This window comes from Rhodococcus sp. KRD175 (assembly GCF_017168275.1).
Lineage (GTDB): Bacteria > Actinomycetota > Actinomycetes > Mycobacteriales > Mycobacteriaceae > Rhodococcoides > Rhodococcoides fascians.
On sequence record NZ_JABFAQ010000003.1, the window covers coordinates 42,635 to 61,769 of the forward strand.

Consider the following 19,135-nt stretch of genomic DNA (forward strand, 5'->3'; position numbering starts at 1 on the left):
GGCTAGGGCTAGGGCGGGTGGCTAGATCAGCACCGCACCGTTCGATGCCGAACCGACCAGCTTCGAGTATTTGGCCAGTACTCCGCGGGTGTAGCGCGGAGGAAGCGGTGCCCAACCCTCCTGGCGTGCTTGCATTTCGGCTGCGTCGACGAGAACGTCGAGGGTGCCCTTGCCGACGTCGAGTCGGATCTGGTCGCCGTCGCGGACGAAGGCGATGGGTCCGCCGTCGACTGCCTCGGGTGCCACGTGTCCGACGCAGAGGCCGGTGGTTCCGCCGGAGAATCGGCCGTCGGTGAGCAGCAGGACGTCCTTGCCCAGGCCCGCGCCCTTGATGGCTCCGGTGATCGCGAGCATTTCGCGCATTCCGGGTCCGCCCTTGGGTCCCTCGTACCGGATGACCACGACGTCGCCTGCCGCGATGGTGCCGTCTTCGAGAGCATCCATGGCCGCGCGTTCGCGCTCGAAAACTCGTGCGGTACCGACGAATACGTCGGAATCGAAACCGGCGGACTTGACGACGGCTCCGCCCGGGGCGAGTGATCCTTCGAGAATGGTGATGCCGCCGGTCGGGTGGATCGGCTTGTCCAGTGCGCGCAGCACTTTGCCGTCGGGGTCCGGGGGAGCGATGTGTGCGAGGTTCTCCGCCACGGTCTTTCCGGTGACGGTCATGCAGTCGCCGTGCATGAGGCCGGCGTCGAGCAGCGCCTTCATGACCACGGGGACACCGCCGATGGCGTCGACGTCGGTCATGACGTGCTTGCCGAAGGGCTTGACGTCGGCGAGGTGTGGAACCTTCGCTCCGACGCGGGTGAAGTCGGCGAGGGTCAGTTCGACCTGAGCTTCGTGCGCGATGGCCAGCAGGTGCAGCACGGCGTTGGTTGATCCGCCGAAAGCCATGACGACGGCGATCGCGTTCTCGAAGGCTTCCTTGGTGAGGATGTCGCTGGTGCGGATGCCGCGTCGCAGCAATTCGACGACGGCCTCGCCGCTGGCGTGTGCGAAGCCGTCCCGGCGACGGTCCGGTGCCGGCGGAGAAGCGCTGCCGGGCAACGACATTCCCATGGCCTCGGCGGCGCTGGCCATGGTGTTCGCGGTGTACATGCCGCCGCAGGCACCTTCGCCGGGGCAGATGGCGCGTTCGATGGTGTCGACGTCGGCGCGCGACATCAGTCCACGGGAGCAGGCACCGACGGCCTCGAAGGCGTCGATGATCGTCACCTGGTGCTCGCTGCCGTCGGACAGGGTGGCGAATCCGGGCAGCGTGGATCCGGCGTAGAGGAAGACGCTGGCGAGGTCGAGACGCGCGGCAGCCATCAACATTCCGGGCAGCGACTTGTCGCAGCCGGCGAGCAGCACGGAGCCGTCGAGACGTTCGGCGCTGATGACGGTTTCGACGCTGTCGGCGATGACCTCACGCGAGACCAACGAGAAGTGCATGCCCTCGTGGCCCATCGAGATGCCGTCGGACACCGAGATGGTGCCGAATTCCAACGGATACCCGCCGGCCGCGTGGACGCCCTTCTTGACTTCCTTCGCCAGTCGTTCGAGCGAGAGGTTGCAGGGAGTGATCTCGTTCCACGACGACGCGACGCCGATCTGGGACTTGACCCAGTCGTCGTCGCCCATCCCGACGGCGCGGAGCATGCCGCGGGCGGCAGTCTTCTCCAGCCCGTCGGTGACGTCCCGGCTACGTGGCTTGACGTCGACTTCGGGTGGATTGTGCGGGGTCGTCATGACACTCCTGAACGGTCGGCGATGGTGGCTCCTCGGTCGCGTCCTCAGGTTCCGCCCCGAGTCGCATTCACCGTCAACACTAAACCTGTGGCGCTGCGCTCTTTCGGCATGCACCGGAATGCCCTCCATCGAGTGACGAACGGCCCTGTCGAGCACCGCGACCTCGGGGCGACAGTGGGGGCGGATCCACCGCATCGCGGTGGGAGGTCGAGGAGAGACGATGAACGATCAGCCGGATACGGCCGTGGTGGAAATGCTGGTGGAGCTCGCGTGTCGCGCGCCGTCGGTGCACAACAGCCAGCCGTGGAGGTGGACCTACTCCGAACACGGACTCGATTTGTACACCGACACCTCCCGCGTGCTGGGGGTGATCGACCCGACCGAACGGCAGATGGTGATGAGCTGCGGGGCTGCGTTGGACCATCTCGAGAAGGCTGCCGCGGCGTTTAGGTGGAAGACCGAGATCGACCTGTTGCCCGCCCCGGGCACGCCGGATCATCTTGCGCGTATCCGCCTCGTGCACGACGCGCATCCTCGGTCGCGTGAGTTCGACATGTTGAGTGCGATCAATCGTCGGCACTCGGATCGGCGGGCGTTCGGACCGGTGCCGACCGACCGCGTTCTGACGCGATATCTCGGTCGGCAGCACTACGGCACCGAGATGACCGTCTTGTCGGCAGAGTCGAAACAGACGTTGGCGAGGGCCTCGACGCTGAGCGCGGGCATCCGGAAGTTCGACGCGACGTACCAGGCCGAGATCAGATGGTGGGCCGGGCACTCGTTCCGTTCCGGCGGAATTCCGCCCGAGGCGCTGACGAACCGCGCGGATGCGTCGAGGGTCCAGGTGGGACGAGCATTCCCCGAACCGCACCGCGTCGGCACGGTGGTTCCGCGCGAGCCGGTCGAAGACGAGTCCACGGTGGTGCTGCTCGGCACACCGTCGGACGAACGACTGGATTGGCTGAACTGTGGCCGTGCCATGTCGACGTTTCTGCTGGCAGCGACCGCGGACGGCTTGGCGACGTGCCCGCTGACTCACATGACGGAACAGGCCGGCAGCAGGCGACTCGTCCAGTCGTTGGCACCGCACATCGGCATGGCACAGGTGCTGATTCGAGTCGGTACACCGATGATCGGCGCCCCGGCGCCTCGAACGCCACGACATGCGGTGGCCTCGGTGCTGTCTGCTCCCGCACGCGCAACGAACAGGAGACGATCGTGATTCTCGCAGCACATCAGAAAATCGTGGTGGGGGTGGATGGTTCGGCCGGCAGTATCGGCGCTGCGCTCTGGGCGGCGACACTGGCAGAAAGGGTGGACTCTCCCCTGCTCATCGCCACTGCAGTACAGCAGCCTGTGATCTACATGGGCGAGCCCGCAGCGGTCGTGCCGAAGGAGGTGTGGGACGAGCAGCGCCGAGCTTCCGAACACATGGTGACCGACGTCGCTGCCGCAGTGCTGGCCCGTCATCCCGACCTTGCCGTCTCCACCTCGGTGGAGGAGGCGACGGCGTGCACGATGATGGCCGAACTCTCCTCCACCGCGCGGATGCTCGTCGTCGGCAATTCGGGTTCCGGGCCGATCGTGTCCGCATTGTTCGGCAGTACGGCGCAGGAGACCTCGAACGCGGCCCTGTGCCCGGTGATCGTGTGGCGGGAGGGCGACGCCGGCTTCGACGCGCCGGTCCTCGTCGGTATCGACGGCAGTGCAACGAGTGAGGCGGCCGTCGAGCAGGCCTTCGATCTGGCCTCGTTGTTCGGTGTATCGATGATCGCCGCGCTCGCCTGGAACTCGTGGTCCCACGGTGCGGCGCTCTCCCCGCCGGGGCCGCATGACAGCATCGAGATCGAGCGTGAGCAGCAGATGCTGCTCTCCGAATGTCTGGCCGGGTGGGCCGAGAAATATCCGGATGTCAGTGTCGAACATGTGGTGCGACAGGGTAACCCGGCGCATCTCCTTGTCGATCTGTCCAGGCGAGCCGGCCTCGTGGTGGTCGGCAGTCACGGGCGAGGAGTGGTTGCCCGAGCACTGTTCGGATCGACCAGTAGCAACCTCACCCGCCACGCCCACTGCCCGGTGATGATCTGCAGAGACCTATGACCAACCGCACCGTACCGAATCGTGTGCGCGGGAGTGAGGATCGACGACGAGTTCTGGACTCCAACAACGCTCATCGGCTTGCGCGACGGGCGACCGTCGCACGGCTGATCGGCCACGACCACTTCGGGCCCACCATCGACCCGGTCTCCATCGTGTGGAGCGGTAGTCGGGTGTATTTCTACGCCGAGGGGCGGTCGCGGTTGGGGTGGAGCGCGCTGGATTCCTCGGTCGTCCTGGAAGTGGACGCCGAGGACGACGCTCACCTGACCGTATCGACTGTCGTGATTCACGGAATCGCCCGTGCGGTTGTGGATGCTCGACTCGAAGTCCTCGAACAGCTACTGCCCCGGCCGCATTCGGACGGCCCGCCGATGCACCGACTCGTCGAAGTGACCCCGACGTCGGTGTCGGGGGTCGAGCTGATGCGTGGACCGACTGCGGGCGAGACGAATTCACGAGGGTGAAGGCCGGGCCTCATGGCGGCAGGATCGGGACTTTCGACCCTGCCGTCGGCATCGAGAATTCGGCAATGTCGGTTCTACCGATTCGTCGACTTCGAGGAGTTCGAGATGAAGCAGCAAGTACACGACGGACACGACGGGCAGGCCGTGTTGGCCGAGGCCGAAAATGTCCTCGCCGAAGTGCTACTGGTGTGTGCCGTCGCCGCGGTAGGTCTTTTCTTGACGTTGCTCGCGTCCGGTGTGACCGGCTGGGCTGCGGTCTGCGGAGGTGCGGCAGCAGCGATGTTCGTGATGGCCGCAGTGAGCCTTCGTGCAGGGCAGCACGCCGCGCAAAGGTCGCATGCGCCTTCGGGTTCCGATTCTGTGGCGGGGTCGATGTGACGCCGACTTCTGGCGGACGTGAGCCCGCCAGAGCAGGAACGACGAGTAGGACCGACAGTGAAAGGCCGCAGGTGACGGGCTCGATGCGGGTCGATTCCGACTCCGTAGTCGTCGAGATTCCGACGCAATCGGTACCGATGGTGTTTCCGGTGACCACTGCATCGATCGACGGTGTCGTCCATTCGGTGGTGATCGCCGAGTACGGGCCTCTCAGCGGGGTCTCGCCCGACGGACACATCCTCAGAACAGCCGTGCTCGAACGGTGGCCGGACGCTCGAGTGTTCGAGCGGCGCAGCACGGGTGAGCGCGGTGCGGACCCGCGTGGCTACGAGAGTTTCTACGTCGAATTGGAGCCGAGCGGTTGCCGAACCGACATCGATCTCGACGAGGTGTCCGCGCTCTTCGGACGCTGACCGGACGCGAACACGGACTGCCGATTCGACTGCACTGCAAATCATCACGTCATGGCGACTGTGCCGTGGCCGTCGATATCGAGACAGGAAGATCACATGAGTAATTCCACCGCCCGCACACTTCCCATCGTCGTGGGTATCGACGGATCGGCCGAGGCCGAGGCTACAGCCCGATGGGCCGGCACCTACGCGGACAAGGTCCACGCGACCGTACGTCTCGTTCATGCAGTCCCGGTAGGGGATTGGTACGGGTCGGCAGCATTCGTCGACGGTGGCGCGCTGGAGAGGGATCTTCGCGCCATGGGCCGCAAACACCTCGTCCGAGCAGAGGGCGAGGTACACGCCGCCGCACCCGGGGTATCCGTGGACACCGTCAGTGTGGACGGCACCATAGCGTCGTACGTGGCCGACGTGGGAGCAGACATGGTGGTGCTGGGATCCAGGAAGTCGAGCGCGATCCGCGACCTCACCCTCGGTAGCAACACGCTGCGCGTCATGACGCACGCGCAGTGTCCGGTGTTGTTGCTCCGCAACGAAAACGACAAGGCCGACGTGGGCCGCCCGATCGTGGTCGGGATCGACGGCAGCGAACAGTCCGATCGAGCGCTGGGTGCCGCGCTCGAGATGGCCGACAACCTGGGCGCACCCGTGATCGCAGTCAACTACTGGGGGTTCGCGGCTCAGGCCGGCATCGGGATGAGCGCCGGCTACATCGACTGGCAGGCGGTGCAGGAAGACGAGAAGCGTTGGCTGGAAACGCATGTGGAGAAGATGCACGAGAAGTATCCGGCTGTGCAGCTCACGACCGTCAGTGCCCAATCGAGCCCGACGCGAGGCTTGCGAGCGCTGTCTGCGTCTGCATCGATGCTCGTGGTCGGGTGCCGAGGTAGAGGTGCCCTCCGCGGTGCGATCCTGGGGTCGGTCAGTCAGAACCTCGTGCACCATGCCGAATGCTCGGTGTTGATCGTGCGGTGAGCAGTCAGTCGACGCTGCGTCTGTCGACCAGGGGTGCGCCCAGATCGCAGTGCGGTGGGCAGTCGGAGGTGTCGCCAGTGCTCTTGATCAGCGCCGCCGCGATGACGGCACCGAGTACCAAGAGCCCGGCGCACATCAGCATCGCCGAGTGGAATCCGGCCGAGAACACCTGCGGCGCAGAGTAATCGGACCCGGCAATGCCTGCCAATGCGGGCAGCGCGGCAACGGCGAGCAGTTGACTGGTTCTGGCGACAGCATTGTTGACGCCCGATGCGATTCCGGCGCGGTCGTCCGGTGCCGCGCTCAGGACGGCTCCGGTCAACGGGGCCACCAGAGCGGACAGGCCGAGGCCGAACACGACGACGGCGGGGAGAACATCGGCGACATAGGTGGATCCGGGCCCGATGCGCAGCATCAGCAGCAGCCCCGCCGCCGACAGCAGCGGCCCGACCGTCATCGGAATGCGCGGGCCGATGCGCCCCGCGAGCCGGCCCGCGCGGGCCGACAGTACGAGCATCAGCACGGTGATCGGGATGGTGGCCAATCCGGCTGCGACAGGGGAGAACCCGACCGCGAACTGCAGCTGTAACACCAGGAGGAAGAACACCCCGCCGAGCGCGGCGTACACGGCGAAGGTCACGAGATTGGCTGCCAGGAACACGCGCGAGGCGAACAGTGACGGCGGTACCAGCGGATCGTGGGTGCGGCGCTCGATCACCACGAACATTCCGACCGCGACGATCCCCAACGCGAGCGCAAGAACGTGGGACTCGATCAGACCGTACGTCAGCAGCCCGAGGGCAGCGGCGACCGTCACCGCGCCGGGGACGTCGAGGCGACCGGCAGCGTGCGGATCACGGCTCTCCGGAACATGTTTCATCGCCACCCACACGACCACCACGGCCAGTGGAACATTGATCAGGAACACCGCGCGCCAGCCGACGGCGTCGACGAGCCAGCCGCCGAGCAGTGGACCGATCGCCGATGCCACTCCGCCCAACCCCGACCACAGCCCGATTGCGGCTCCGCGATCGTCGGATCTGATGGACGCCGAGATCAGCGCGAGCGAACCCGGGGTCAGCAATGCCGCGCCGATGCCTTGGAGCAGCCGGGCGGCGATCAACACCTCGATGCTGGGGGCAAGACCGCACAGGACCGAGGCCGCCGTGAACCAGACGGTGCCCCAGACGAACACCCGCCTGCGTCCGAGCCGGTCACCGAGCGAGCCGCCGAGCAGGATCAGCGACGCCAGCGCCAACGTGTAACCGCTGAGCGTCCACTGCAGCCCGGTGACACCCGATCCCAGATCCCGACCGATCGCCGGCAGCGCGATGTTGACCACGGTGGCGTCGAGCATCGCCAGAGACGACCCGAGCACGGTGGCCGCGACGATCCATCGGCCCCGCGCACTGGACAGGGAAATGGTTACATCGTGCCGCTCTGCAGGCTGCTCGGTCACAACTTCTCGACGCAGACGACGAAGTTGCGGGAGTCCTTCTCGAATCCGTACAACGCGGGGTCGGGGCAGTCGTCGACCGACGTGGTGCCCTGCAGGATGGTCACCACCCGGCGGGTGTCGGCACCCGGGGTGGCGCAGTCGACGCGTTGCGCGAACTCGCCCACCAGGTCCATGCAGCCACCGACGATCCAGTCGATGTCGAGGCACAGGGCCCCTTGCTCGATGTCGAAGTACGTCTCGTAGTAGTACTGGTCGGCGTCGGGCGGGCATTCGGCCGAGGTCGGAGTCTTGGCGAACACGACGTAGTTGGACTGTGGGGATCCGCAGGTCGCATTGGCGACGGTGGCGTTCTCGACCGTCCCACCGAGTTCGACGCATTGGCCGATCTCGACGTCGATGTCGACGCTGCCGCCCTCGTCGATGTCGGGGGTCGGGGAACCGGTGGTGGTGCGTGGCGGCGTCGTGGTGGTGGGAATGCTGGCACCGGAGATGGCGACGGCGGTCCCGGATACCTCCGAGGCGCATCCGCTCAGTAGCACCGCCGCGCAGGCGGACAGAGCGACGACGAAAGCGCGGACCGAACGAGTGGGTGACGCCATGGTGAGTCCTGCTCTCGACGAAAGAAGCGTGCTGGGTGCATCGACCGTATGTGTGTAGAAAATATCGGACTCGGTTGTCGGCCGCATGAGGCAGGATGAAGTGCGTGGATCTTCCTCTCGCCGTTCCGGTTGCGCCGATGCTCGCCAAAGCCGCGAAAGTGGTGCCTCCTCAGCCCGAGAACGGGCCGCCGGTGTGGTCGTACGAGCCCAAATGGGACGGTTTTCGCGCCATCGTGTTCCGCGACGGCGACGAGGTGGTGCTGGGATCGCGCGGCGGCAAGGACCTGGCTCGGTACTTTCCCGAGCTCGTCGAGGCCGTCAAGGCCGAACTACCCGAGAAGATCGTGATCGACGGAGAGATCGTGGTGCCGCGCGAGAAGAACGGTTCCACGCGCCTGGACTGGGAGTCGTTGTCCGAGCGCATCCATCCCGCGGCGAGCCGAGTGACGATGCTGGCGGAGAAGACACCGGCGCAGTTCATCGGCTTCGATCTGTTGGCCGTCGGCGACGAGGATCTGACGGGTGAGCCGTTCTCGACGCGGCGGGCGCGATTGCTCGACGCGGTGGGCACGGGCGGGCCGAGTTGCTTCGTCACCTCGGCCACCGACGATGCGGCCGTGGCCGAGGACTGGTTCGAGCGGTTCGAGGGAGCAGGCCTCGACGGCGTCGTAGCGAAGAAGCTCGACGGGCCGTACCTGCCCAACAAGCGCGAGATGATCAAGATCAAGCATGCCCGTACCGCCGACTGCGTGTTGATCGGCTATCGAATTCACAAGTCCGGCAACGGCATAGGATCACTGCTGCTCGGCCTGTACGACGGCGAGGATCTGCGCATGATCGGCGGAGCGTCGGCGTTCACCGACAAGCGGCGGCTGGACTTGCTCGAAGAACTCGAACCGCTCCGGCTCGGTGACGACGTCACCTACGACGGCGAGGCGACCCGTTGGAATTCGTCCAACGATCGCAATTGGATTCCGGTGCGCATCGAGCGAGTCATCGAAGTCGCCTACGACCAGATGGAAGGCGCGCGGCTGCGGCACGTGGCCAGGTTCCTGCGCTGGCGACCGGATCGCGATCCGCGCTCGTGCGCCTACGACCAGCTCGAAGTGCCGGTGCGCTACGACGTCGCCGATGTGATTGCTGGAGGGCGATAGACATGGCCGCGAAAACACCACCGGCGTTCGTGCAGGCGGGCGAGCGCGAAGTGCGAGTGTCGAGTCCCGACCGAGTGATCTACGAAGCGACCGAACGCACCCCGGAGATCACCAAACTCCAGGTGTGCGAATACTTCGCCGCGGTGGGCGAACCGCTGATGCGGGCGATCGGCGACCGCCCGACCGCGATGGAGCGGTGGCCCGACGGCTACCGCGAGGGAATGCGATTGGCGCTCGGCCCGCAGGACAAGGAGGGCGACGGTTTCTATCAGAAGCGGCTGCCCAAGGGTGCGCCCGAGTGGATCGAGACCGTGAAGATCGCGTTCCCGAGCAAGCGCACTGCCGAAGAACTGTGTCCCTCCGAAACTGCGTCTCTGGTGTGGGCAGCCCAGATGGGCACGCTGACATTCCATCCGTGGCCGGTACGACGACCGGACGTCGACCATCCCGACGAGCTGCGTCTCGATCTCGATCCGCAGCCCGGGACGACATTCGCCGACGCGCTTCGCGTCGCCGACGTGACACGAGAGTTGTTGGAGGAGTTGGGCTTACGCGGCTACCCCAAGACCAGCGGCAATCGCGGCATTCACATCTACGTGCGCATCGAGCCCGAGTACACGTTCGAGCAGGTGCGGCATGCGGCCATCGGCCTGGGCCGAGAACTCGAACGTCGCGACGACGGGGTGACCACCAACTGGTGGAAAGAAGAACGCGGAGAACGCATCTTCATCGATTACAACCAGAACAATCGTGACCGCACCATAGCCAGCGCGTGGAGTCTGCGAGCCCGGCCCGGAGCGACGGTGAGTACACCGATGACGTGGTCGCAGTTGGCGGACGTCACCGATCCGCGTGACTTCAACCTCGTCACCGTGCCGGACCTGGTCCAGGACGGCGACCCGTGGGCCGACATGGACACGAAGGCCTATTCACTGGAACCGCTTCTGCACCTGTGGGAAACACTGCCGGGTGGTGAGCTGAATTTCCCGCCCGACTACCCCAAGATGCCGGGCGAACCGCCCCGAGTGCAGCCGTCGAAGAAAGTCGCCGAGCACTGGGATGCGGAAGGAAATCGCACCGACAGCTAGTTCCGCTCGGCCTGGGCAGGGTTGCACACTACGTAGCGTTGTCGACGGGATCCGGTCGATCGAGCCGTGTTCCGTGCAACCCGGCCCACCCTCACATGGATTCGAGTTCCCGGATCAGCGTCGCCGCGTCGTACGGCCCCACGTGGCGGGTGAGGTTCTTGTCACCGCGACCCAGGTAGAACGTCGGAGTGCCGCCCACATCGGAGGACGTGGCGTCGAGTTCGTCGTCCTCGACGCGCACCACGTAGTCGCCGGTGCGGATGTCGTCCTCGAATCTGTCCATGTCGAGGCCGAGTTCGCGTGCGTACCCGTCGATGTCGTCGGGTTCGAGGGCGTCGCTGTTGCGGAACAACACGTCGGCCATCTCCCAGAACTTGCCTTGCGCCGCGGCGGCTTCGCTGGCGTATGCCGCGTAGCGGGCATGGGGGTGGTAGTCGTCCAGCGGCAGGTGTCGGTAGACGTACCGGAGGTCGTCACCGAAGTGCTTGCGTACCTCGGCGACGCTGCCGGTTGCCTTGCTGCAGAACGGGCATTCGAAATCGGCGTATTCGACGATCGTCAGCGGAGCGTCGACGGGCCCGCGGATGTGATCGCGCTTGGGGCTGACCGGACGCAGAATACGCAGCGACGCTTCGGCTTTCGGCGGGTGGATCTTCGCGTCGATGCGGAAGAGGATCCAGCCGAGCAGGGCAGCGATGACCGAGGCTGCCAGCACACCGACGCGGGCCTCGTCGGCCAGCAGCGGATCGTCGAGCGCGAGGTCGATGATGAACAGCGAGATCGTGAACCCGATTCCGGACATCGCCGCACCACCCGCGATGTGCGACATGGTCAGTCCGGGAGCCAGAGCCGAGGGTCGCAACTTCGCGAAAATGGCCGAGGCCCCGGTGATTCCGACGAGCTTGCCGAGCACCAGGCCGGCGATGATGCCCCAGGTGAGCGTCGACGTGGAGGCGGCCTTCAGGGTGTCCGAGCTGAGCACCACTCCCGCATTGGCGAGCGCGAAGATCGGCACGATGATGAACGCGGTGTACGGCTGATACAGGCGCATCAGTCTCTCGTTGACCGAGACGGCTTGATCCAGGCCGAGTCTCGCTGCTCGGGCGTATTCGGGATTCGGCGATTGGCGGAAGGCGCGGGTGAGGTCCGATGCTCGTTCCACCTCGGAGCGACGCGGCGGGTACACCGGAAGAATCAGCGCGATCATCACGCCGGCGAGCGTGGGGTGAACGCCCGACTCGTACATCGCGACCCACGTGAACAGTGCGACGACGAAGTACCCGACACCGCGCCACACCTCGAGCCGACGCAACAGGAAGATCAGTCCGAGCCCGATGAACGCCAACACCAGCGGAACCACGTCGAGATCGTCTGTGTAGAAGAACGCGATGATTGCCAGCGCGCCCACGTCGTCGGCCACGGCCAGCGTCAACAAGAAGATCCGCAGCCGCGCGGCCTTCTTCGGGCCGAGAACCGCCAGGGCACCGAGCAGGAACGCGGTGTCGGTGGAGATGACCACGCCCCAGGCCTGGGCGGCCGGGCCGGAGGGGTTGAAGGCGAGGAACAGCAGCGCGGGTGCGGCCAGACCGGCGAGTGCAGCCACGATGGGAATCGCTGCGCGCGATCTGTCGGTGAGCTCACCCATCGCGAACTCGCGTTTGACCTCGAGACCGACGACGAAGAAGAACAGCGCCATCAGCCCGTCGTTGACCCAGTGGGCGAGGTCGAGGGAGATGCCGTGTTCACCCACGGTGATGGACAGCTCGGTGTGCCAGAACGACTGATAGGTGTCACCGAGTGGGGAGTTCGCCCAGATCAGGGCGATCAACGTGGCCGCCAGCAGGAAGCCCGCGGCCAAGGTTTCACTGTTCTTCTCGCCGCGAGCCCGCGAGATCCGTTCGACGAATCGTGCCATCGGCCGGTCCGTCGGCGTGATCTGATCTGCCATCTGCAGCCCGGGTCCTTCCTCGGAGGTGTTGTGAAGCAGTCTGTACCAACACGGCGGTGGACGCTTTACTTCCACGCAGGTCAGTAGCCTGGATGGTTCTCTTGCCGGGAAGCGTTGTCGAAGAGATGTGCACGACATATTCGGCGAACGGCATTAGTCCGCCGAGAATCGGGAATACGAGCCCGACTCACCCCTGCCACTATGTCAGTTTCAAAAGACGGCTGCACTCTTTGCAGGCGTTTTGAGGATGAGTGCACGTGTCTTCTGACATTCTGATGTCGGAAGTGCGGTGCACGGTCGCGCGTTCAGCTCTCGGTGACAGGGAGGCTTGTGATGGACCCCGACAAGCTCGACGTCGTGGAGACCGGTGTGCTGACGGCGTCGGGGGAGCGGTGGGCGCAGGCAGAGACCCGATTCGCTGTCTTGGCTCCCTTGCTGGAGATGCATCCGGTGCGTTTGGCAGCGGTCGATGATGCGGCCGAACGACTGGGGTTGTCGCGCCGTCGGGTCTATGCGTTGCTTGGCAAACTCAGGGACGGGACAGGTACGGTCACCGATCTTCTGACGAAGGTCTCGCCGGGTGGGCGTGGCCGCAGCCGAGTAGCGGCTGAGGTCGAAGAGGTGATCGGCGATCATCTCACCCGATATTTTCTTCACCGCCAGAAGCTGAGTGTCGCTGCGCTGCATCGACGTATCGCGTTGGCGTGTCACCGCGCGGGTCTGCCAGTGCCGGCCAGAAACACCGTCACCGCACGAATCGCCGCGCTCCATCCGGCATCGGTGGCCAGGTCACGCGGAGGACCCGATGCCGCCCGCCCACGTCAGTCCGCCGGCGACGATCCACCGACAGTTGCGGGGATTCTCGATCAGGTCCAGATCGACCACACCGTCGTCGATCTGATGGTCGTCGACGAGTACGAGCGTCAACCGATCGGTCGCCCCTACCTGACGATCGCCATCGATGTCCTCAGCCGTTCCGTACTCGGGTTCGTCGTCACTTTGGAGCCGCCGTCGTCGATATCGGTCGGGTTGTGCCTGGGCCGCGTGTGCTGCGAGAAGCAGACATGGCTGGAGGCATGCGAGCTCGCGGAACAGGTGCAGTGGCCGATGGCAGGGAAACCGAAACAGTTGTATCTCGACAACGCCTCCGAGTTCAAAAGCGAAGCGCTGCGCCGCGGATGCGCCCAGCACGCCATCACACTCGAATACCGTCCTCCGGGCCGACCGCACTACGGCGGGATCGTCGAACGCATCATCGGAACGGCGATGACGGCGGTGCACGAGCTGCCTGGGACCACCTTCTCGAACCCAGCGGACCGAGGAAGTTACGACTCGGACAAGCATGCGGCGTTGACATTGCGTGAGTTGGAACGCTGGCTGGTCCTGGCCATAGCCTCGTATCACGCGAGCGTTCACGCAGGGATCGGGAACACTCCGGCCGCGGTGTGGGCCGGCGGGGTCGCCGCAGTTGGTCATGCCCCTCGTGTGGTGCTCGGCGAAACCGCGTTCCTGGTGGACTTTCTTCCCGTCATCCGGCGACGTCTGACGCGCACGGGCTTCGTCCTCGATCACGTGCACTACTTCTCGAACGCGCTCAAACCGTGGGTTGCGCGGCGAGAGGATCTGGGGCGGTTCGTGATACGACGTGACCCACGCGATTTGAGCAGAATCTGGGTCCTCGAACCAGACGGTGCCGGCTATGTCGAGGTGCCGTACCGGACGATGTCACATCCCGCGGTGACACTGTGGGAGCACAGAGCTGCTATCACCCGTCTCCGCGAACAAGGTCGGTCGAACGTCGATGAGGGCGCACTGTTTTCGATGATCGAGCAGATGCGCGAGGTCACCGACCGCTCGCAGAAAGCCACCCGCAAAGCCCGGCGCAACCGTGCCCGCCGCATGCATCTCACCGGCGCCGCGTCTGCGCCGATCCCGGCGATCCACCCGCCGGTGGAGCCTCGAGCGGACGGCGGCACCGCAACGCCGGTCTTCAGCGATATCGAGGAATGGTGAGCCGATGACCGCATCGACAGGAAGCAGCGACGAAGCCACCGAGTCGTCCGGTGAGGATTTGGGGCACCTGCGGGAGTCGGTTCGTCCGCTCGCCGCACTCGACGACGCGGACAAGATCCGGTTGATCCGGTCGGAGAGGTGGATTGGGTATCCGCAGGCCCGTACGGTCATCGACCATCTGGAGACGTTGTTGTCGTGGCCGGACCGACAGCGTATGCCGAACCTACTGTTGCTCGGTCCGACGAACAACGGCAAGTCGATGATCATCGAAAAGTTCCGGCGCACTCATCCGCCGATCAGCTTGTCCGATCGCGAGCAGATACCGGTGTTGTGCATGCAGATGCCCCCGGACCCGTCACCCGGCCGGTTCTACCTCGCACTGCTCACAGCGTTGGGAACACCGACCAGGCCCCGCAATCGGGTCCACGAACTCGAACAGCAAGCATTGATGCTGCTCCGCGTCACCGGCGTACGGATGTTGATCATCGACGAGCTCCACAATGTTCTCGCCGGCCGCGACAACGTGCGCCGCGAATTCTTGAACGTGCTGCGGTTTTTGGGCAACGAACTACGCATTCCTCTCGTCGCTGTCGGCACCCGTGATGCTTACCTCGCCATCCGGACCGATCCGCAGCTGGAGAATCGATTCCACCCCATCACTTTGCCGGTCTGGACCAACACAGCCGACACCAGATCACTGCTGGCCAGTTTCACCACGAGCTTCCCCCTCCGCAAACCCTCTCACGTGACATCACTGGAGATGACCGACTACCTTCTCACTCGCTCCGAGGGCACCATCGGTGAACTGGCAACGTTGCTCACTGCCGCAGCAGTGACCGCCGTCGACAGCGGAGAGGAAGCGATCACCTCATCGGTGCTCACGCGCACTCCGTACGTTGGCCCCACGGAGCGACGTCGCCAGTTCGAGCGCCACCTCGCATGAACGCGCGGCTCGCACCGATGCCCGATGATGCGTACGTTCGCCCGTGGCCGCTGCACCCGCAGCCACTGCCAGGCGAGGCCCTCTCGTCCTGGTTGGCCCGGATATGCGAGCTGTATCCGCACATCAGGCCCTCTGACCTGCTTGCAGACCTCGAAATCGATTGTGCTGTCGAGGATCTCGACCGCTACACACCGGAGCCGATACTTATCGAGCTGGCCGGTCGCGGCGCAGTCCCGGTAGAGAGGGTGCGGATGATGACGTTGGCGGGGTGGACACCGTGGCTGCTCGACAGCACCGACCCCGCCGACTGCGACTTCGACACCTACGTCCACCAATTCTCGATCCTGCTACCGGCCGACCTCGCGAGGCAGGATCGACGACGCCGCACACCCACGAGCGAAGCATGGTTGCCGTGGGCGAGCACTCCGCGCAGTCGGGCATGCCCGGCATGTATCGACAGCCTCGAATCCACTGCTGATATCAACATGACTCTGCTGCATCAATATCCGGTGCTGAGCAGCTGCCTCGACCACCGTTGTCGACTCGAACCCTGCTCTGCTTTCCCTGGTCATGCAATTTTCTGGGATCAGGTCCGGTTCGGTTCGGACGAACGGGTCTCGCCCGTTCCGGTTCCCTCAGCGGTCACGGACCTCGATCGGCGCAGCACCGAGGCTCTGACGACGGGATGGGTGGAACTCGGCCCAGGCCGGGTACATGCCGCAGTGTGGTTCCGGCTTCTGCGCACCGTCGTCGACGAAGTGTCCTCGCCGCTGGTTCGCACCGGACGGTGGGCGACGAGGCTCGTTGCGATCTGGAGGGCCGCCGGTCGTTCTCGCCCGTTGCGGACAGCGTGGGTTCCGTTCGAGGACCTGCACTGGGACGAGCAGGCGACAGTCCTCGAGGCTGCAGCGATCGGCATTGCGATGGTCGAGAGCGGTGAGATCGATGCCGGCGGTGCGCACGCATCTCTGCTGCGCCCACGACCCTACGAGCCGGTCGATCCCGGGACAGCTCCGACGCGCTCGTCTTATCCCGCACCGTGCGGGGTGTTCCTGGGAGGGCGCGCCGGGGAAGATGCCGTCGCCCTGCTTGCGGGTGGGATCGGAGTAGAGCATTCCCATCGCAACCCGTGCTGGCGGGATCGGGCCTTGGCCTGCGCCGATCAGCCGGAGCAGCTCCGAGGCAACTCCTGCGCCCTGCGAGTACCCCAGCAGACCGAACTTGGTGTTCGGGCAGCGGGCGGCTTCGTCGGCGATGATCTTCGAGGCGTTCTCGACTCCGCGTGCGGCCGAGTCCTTGTACGAGGTTCCGGTGAAGCCGTAGTCGGCCGGGTACGGCACGTAGGTGCGGTCGAACTTGTCCGAGCTGGTTCCGCCGAACTTGGCCAGGACCGGCAGAATCGCTGCTGACAGCGTGCCCGAGTCCTGCTTCGGCATGGACCCTTCGGTGGACTCGGTGGTGCCCTGCGTGACGACGACGTGCAACAGCGCGCACGGTGCAGTGCTCGAATCGGCTGCTGCGGGAGTGGTGTCGGGGGGCGTGGTGGTCGGTTGCGCTGCAGCCTGGGTGCCTGCGCTCACTGTGATCGCAGCGGACCCCAGTACGGCCATGGCGGCGTAGGTGAGTCGGTTGGCCTTCATCAGTTCTCCGTTTCGGTGATGTCGACGATCGAGGTGATGAGGGTCCGATCACCGTCGGTTCGTGTTCGTACGATCTGGGTCCACGTCACCGGCTCTGCCCCCGGTACGGCATGGGTGAGGTAGACGGTGTATTCGTCGGGGCCTCTCGGGGTGATGCGCAGGCAGTGCGTGGTCTCGGACGGGAAGGTGTCGATTCCCGCGCTCTGCAACAGTTCTGGGCTGCCGACTGCGGCGTCTGGGGTGGTGAATGCGCGCGCTGCGGCTCCGCTGCGCGTGACGTAGTAGGCGTAGTCGAATCCGAGGATCGCGTCTGGGCCTGACCCGAACCCGCCTGGCCCGGCACCGGTGACTTCGCCACTGGTCCTGGACTCGACACACGCCGGTGGCGCGGCGAGGGCTGGGGTGGTGGACGCGGGCTGCTCGGTTGTGGTCGCGGGTGCCTCCGGTGTGGTGAGCATCGACGACATTCCGGCCGCGAACGATTCCTGGTCGGTGTTGTCTGGGGACAACGCCAACGACACGGCACCGATGGCCGCACCTGCGACCAGACTGGCCGCTGCGAGTGAGCCCCAGATCGCCAGCCGCGAGCGCCGTCCGCGCTTGTTCTGTGGGATCGGGCGAGGCACAGGTTTCGGCACCGGCTTCGGTGAGAGGCCGGCGACCGCGGCCTCCCGGCCGGTGTGTACGGGTGGGACCTCGCTCGCCGGCCGCGCAGCAGCGGCCGGGGTGCGCGGGTGAGGCGTGCTCGGTGTGTCGGTCAGTGTGGTCCGCTCCCACGGTTTGCTTCCGGGACGGGAGGTGCCGGGACTGCGATCAGACAGCGATGCCATAGCTGCTGCTCACTCCTTCTGGTCGATGAAACGCTGGAACACCGAGCACGCCTGCTCCTCTAGACGGGCTGGCTGGTGGTCAGGGCCTGCCACGCCGCATTGGCCTGCTCGAGGGCCGGTCCTGCAGCGGCCACCGCGTCCGCGACGGCAGGCTGTTCGACGACCGTCGAGGCGAAGCCCGCCGCCGCGGTAGCGGCCGGTGCGACCCACGTGCCTGCGTCGCTGACAGCCTTTTCGACGACCGGAGCAGCATTCTGAACGGCCGTGTTCGCCTGAGCGAGGAGGTCCGGTCCCGCCGCCGTCGCCAGTGGTGCCGGGGTGACCGGAACCGGGCTGGTGGTCGGCGCTGCGGGTGCCGCAGAGGCTGCGGGGGCGGGCGCGGGTGCCGGCTCCTCGATCGTCGCTGCTTCGCCGCCGGCGGCCGCGCCGCCGATCAGAGCACCGGCCGCCGCGCCGACCGCGGTGGTCGCAGCGACGATCGGTGCCGAAACCGCCGCTCCGACACCGGCTCCAGCGAGTGCCGCTGCGCCGGGGACGAAGACGTAGCCGACCGGGCCGGCCCAGACGATCGCCGGAGTCAGGACTGGGGTTGCGGCCACGCCGAGTCCGGCACCGATGGCCGCGCCGCCTGCGGTGATCGCTGCGCCGGGGACGAGGCCGACACCGAGTCCGACCAGGCCACCCGTCACCGCACCGGCAGCGGTACCGGCGGCGATACGGTCGGCTCGCGGGGCAGTCGCGAGGCCGTTGTCTACGAGAAGGTTTCCGCCGTCTGCCTGGATGGCCTGGAAGGTGTTCGAGACCTGGCGGGCGAAGACACGGTCGACGCCGTCGGGAATTCGATACGGGGTTGCGCCGATCAGGACGGAGTCATCATCGACCTCGATAGGCACGATTGTCGGCCGCTTGACCGTCGGCACCGGTGCTGGTGCCGGTGCTGGTGTGGGAGCGACGGTTTCGGGGCTATCGCTGATGCCAGGGCCCTGGATCGGTGCCGGGTTGCTCTCGTAGACGACCGGTTCGGAGTAGTAGGTGGTGTCGTAGGAGGGCCGCTGACGACCTGCGTTGTAGTCGTCGACGGTGCGAGTCTCGGAGTAGTCGTAGATCGGGGTGTAACCGGCGATGTACGAGTCCTCGGGAGCGGGCGGGGCGGGTGCCGGAGCTGGCTGGGTCACACCAGGCTGCTGGCCTGGCGCGACAGACACACCCGGCTGACCCGGTGCAGCCTGCGCAACACCGGCGCACGCGATGCACAGTGCAATGGGGATGGCGCACGCAGCAGCGATCCGCGTCGTGGTGCGTCGGTGCCGACCCCCACTACCAGTCGATCTGAACATTTCTTCACCTTTCATTGACGAACAATGCGTTTGGGTTACAGCGGGTAGATCCAAGAAGGG

The 19,135-nt window shown here is 65.8% G+C and carries 17 protein-coding genes and 1 pseudogene; 11 read left to right on the plus strand and 7 right to left on the minus strand.

What is annotated here, in order from left to right; all coding sequences use genetic code 11:
* Nucleotides 1-21: 21 nt before the first annotated feature.
* Nucleotides 22-1,734: a dihydroxy-acid dehydratase gene (ilvD, locus tag J1M81_RS03570; protein WP_027495252.1), complete on the minus strand. Its 1,713-nt coding sequence runs from the start codon at nucleotides 1,732-1,734 to the stop codon at nucleotides 22-24.
* 220 nt (nucleotides 1,735-1,954) lie between these two features.
* On the opposite strand from ilvD, the gene J1M81_RS03575 reads away from it, so the two are divergent.
* From J1M81_RS03575 to J1M81_RS03600, 6 genes are all read left to right on the plus strand, one after another.
* Nucleotides 1,955-2,956, plus strand: coding sequence for a nitroreductase family protein (locus J1M81_RS03575; protein WP_045841630.1), 1,002 nt, complete (start codon nucleotides 1,955-1,957; stop codon nucleotides 2,954-2,956).
* A complete protein-coding gene (locus J1M81_RS26775; RefSeq protein WP_032372534.1) occupies nucleotides 2,953-3,834 on the plus strand; it encodes a universal stress protein in 882 nt (293 codons plus the stop codon). The genes J1M81_RS03575 and J1M81_RS26775 overlap by 4 nt, the downstream gene beginning before the upstream one ends.
* Entirely contained in the window at nucleotides 3,831-4,298 is a 468-nt protein-coding gene (locus J1M81_RS03585) for a pyridoxamine 5'-phosphate oxidase family protein (RefSeq protein WP_032372533.1), read from the plus strand. Before J1M81_RS26775 ends, J1M81_RS03585 begins: the two co-directional genes overlap by 4 nt.
* A gap of 105 nt (nucleotides 4,299-4,403) precedes the next feature.
* Nucleotides 4,404-4,676, plus strand: a complete 273-nt coding sequence (locus J1M81_RS03590) for a hypothetical protein (RefSeq protein WP_139278565.1) — start codon at nucleotides 4,404-4,406, stop codon at nucleotides 4,674-4,676.
* Between the two features lie 83 nt (nucleotides 4,677-4,759).
* A complete protein-coding gene (locus tag J1M81_RS03595) occupies nucleotides 4,760-5,089 on the plus strand; it encodes a hypothetical protein (RefSeq protein ID WP_155288740.1) in 330 nt (109 codons plus the stop codon).
* A gap of 96 nt (nucleotides 5,090-5,185) precedes the next feature.
* A complete protein-coding gene (locus J1M81_RS03600; RefSeq protein WP_032372530.1) occupies nucleotides 5,186-6,064 on the plus strand; it encodes a universal stress protein in 879 nt (292 codons plus the stop codon).
* Nucleotides 6,065-6,068: 4 nt separating this feature from the next.
* Here J1M81_RS03600 and J1M81_RS03605 read toward each other — a convergent pair whose 3' ends face one another.
* Both J1M81_RS03605 and J1M81_RS03610 read right to left on the minus strand, forming a co-directional pair.
* A complete protein-coding gene (locus J1M81_RS03605) occupies nucleotides 6,069-7,421 on the minus strand; it encodes an MFS transporter (protein ID WP_230593533.1) in 1,353 nt (450 codons plus the stop codon).
* Nucleotides 7,422-7,519: 98 nt separating this feature from the next.
* Nucleotides 7,520-8,122, minus strand: a complete 603-nt coding sequence (locus J1M81_RS03610) for a hypothetical protein (RefSeq protein ID WP_032367160.1) — start codon at nucleotides 8,120-8,122, stop codon at nucleotides 7,520-7,522.
* Between the two features lie 104 nt (nucleotides 8,123-8,226).
* On the opposite strand from J1M81_RS03610, the gene J1M81_RS03615 reads away from it, so the two are divergent.
* Nucleotides 8,227-9,276, plus strand: coding sequence for an ATP-dependent DNA ligase (locus tag J1M81_RS03615; RefSeq protein ID WP_032372813.1), 1,050 nt, complete (start codon nucleotides 8,227-8,229; stop codon nucleotides 9,274-9,276).
* 2 nt (nucleotides 9,277-9,278) lie between these two features.
* Nucleotides 9,279-10,364 carry a DNA polymerase domain-containing protein gene (locus J1M81_RS03620; RefSeq protein WP_032372529.1) on the plus strand — a complete coding sequence of 362 codons (1,086 nt, stop codon included), beginning with the start codon at nucleotides 9,279-9,281 and terminating at the stop codon, nucleotides 10,362-10,364.
* A gap of 91 nt (nucleotides 10,365-10,455) precedes the next feature.
* Here the strand turns inward: J1M81_RS03620 and nhaA are convergent, their stop codons facing one another.
* A complete protein-coding gene (gene nhaA, locus J1M81_RS03625; RefSeq protein ID WP_032372528.1) occupies nucleotides 10,456-12,312 on the minus strand; it encodes a Na+/H+ antiporter NhaA in 1,857 nt (618 codons plus the stop codon).
* Between the two features lie 333 nt (nucleotides 12,313-12,645).
* On the opposite strand from nhaA, the gene J1M81_RS03630 reads away from it, so the two are divergent.
* The 3 genes and pseudogenes from J1M81_RS03630 to J1M81_RS26145 form a co-directional block, all read left to right on the plus strand.
* Nucleotides 12,646-14,325 carry a Mu transposase C-terminal domain-containing protein gene (locus tag J1M81_RS03630; RefSeq protein ID WP_206497616.1) on the plus strand — a complete coding sequence of 560 codons (1,680 nt, stop codon included), beginning with the start codon at nucleotides 12,646-12,648 and terminating at the stop codon, nucleotides 14,323-14,325.
* Nucleotides 14,326-14,329: 4 nt separating this feature from the next.
* Complete coding sequence (locus J1M81_RS03635; RefSeq protein ID WP_206497617.1) at nucleotides 14,330-15,268, plus strand: TniB family NTP-binding protein; 939 nt, start codon at nucleotides 14,330-14,332, stop codon at nucleotides 15,266-15,268.
* A gap of 17 nt (nucleotides 15,269-15,285) precedes the next feature.
* Nucleotides 15,286-15,801: pseudogene (locus J1M81_RS26145) on the plus strand (TniQ family protein); the annotation flags it as partial.
* A gap of 102 nt (nucleotides 15,802-15,903) precedes the next feature.
* On the opposite strand, the gene J1M81_RS26150 reads toward J1M81_RS26145, so the two are convergent.
* From J1M81_RS26150 to J1M81_RS03650, 3 genes are read right to left on the minus strand one after another with little or no spacing between them, the layout of a single operon-like run.
* Entirely contained in the window at nucleotides 15,904-16,908 is a 1,005-nt protein-coding gene (locus J1M81_RS26150) for a cutinase family protein (RefSeq protein ID WP_241257670.1), read from the minus strand.
* Nucleotides 16,908-17,738 (minus strand): hypothetical protein, encoded by an 831-nt coding sequence (locus tag J1M81_RS03645; protein ID WP_206497618.1) that lies wholly within the window; start codon nucleotides 17,736-17,738, stop codon nucleotides 16,908-16,910. Before J1M81_RS03645 ends, J1M81_RS26150 begins: the two co-directional genes overlap by 1 nt.
* 59 nt (nucleotides 17,739-17,797) lie before the next feature.
* The gene (locus tag J1M81_RS03650) at nucleotides 17,798-18,913 is read right to left on the minus strand and encodes a hypothetical protein (RefSeq protein ID WP_206497619.1); all 1,116 of its coding nucleotides are present in this window, start codon (nucleotides 18,911-18,913) and stop codon (nucleotides 17,798-17,800) included.
* Nucleotides 18,914-19,135: the final 222 nt, after the last annotated feature.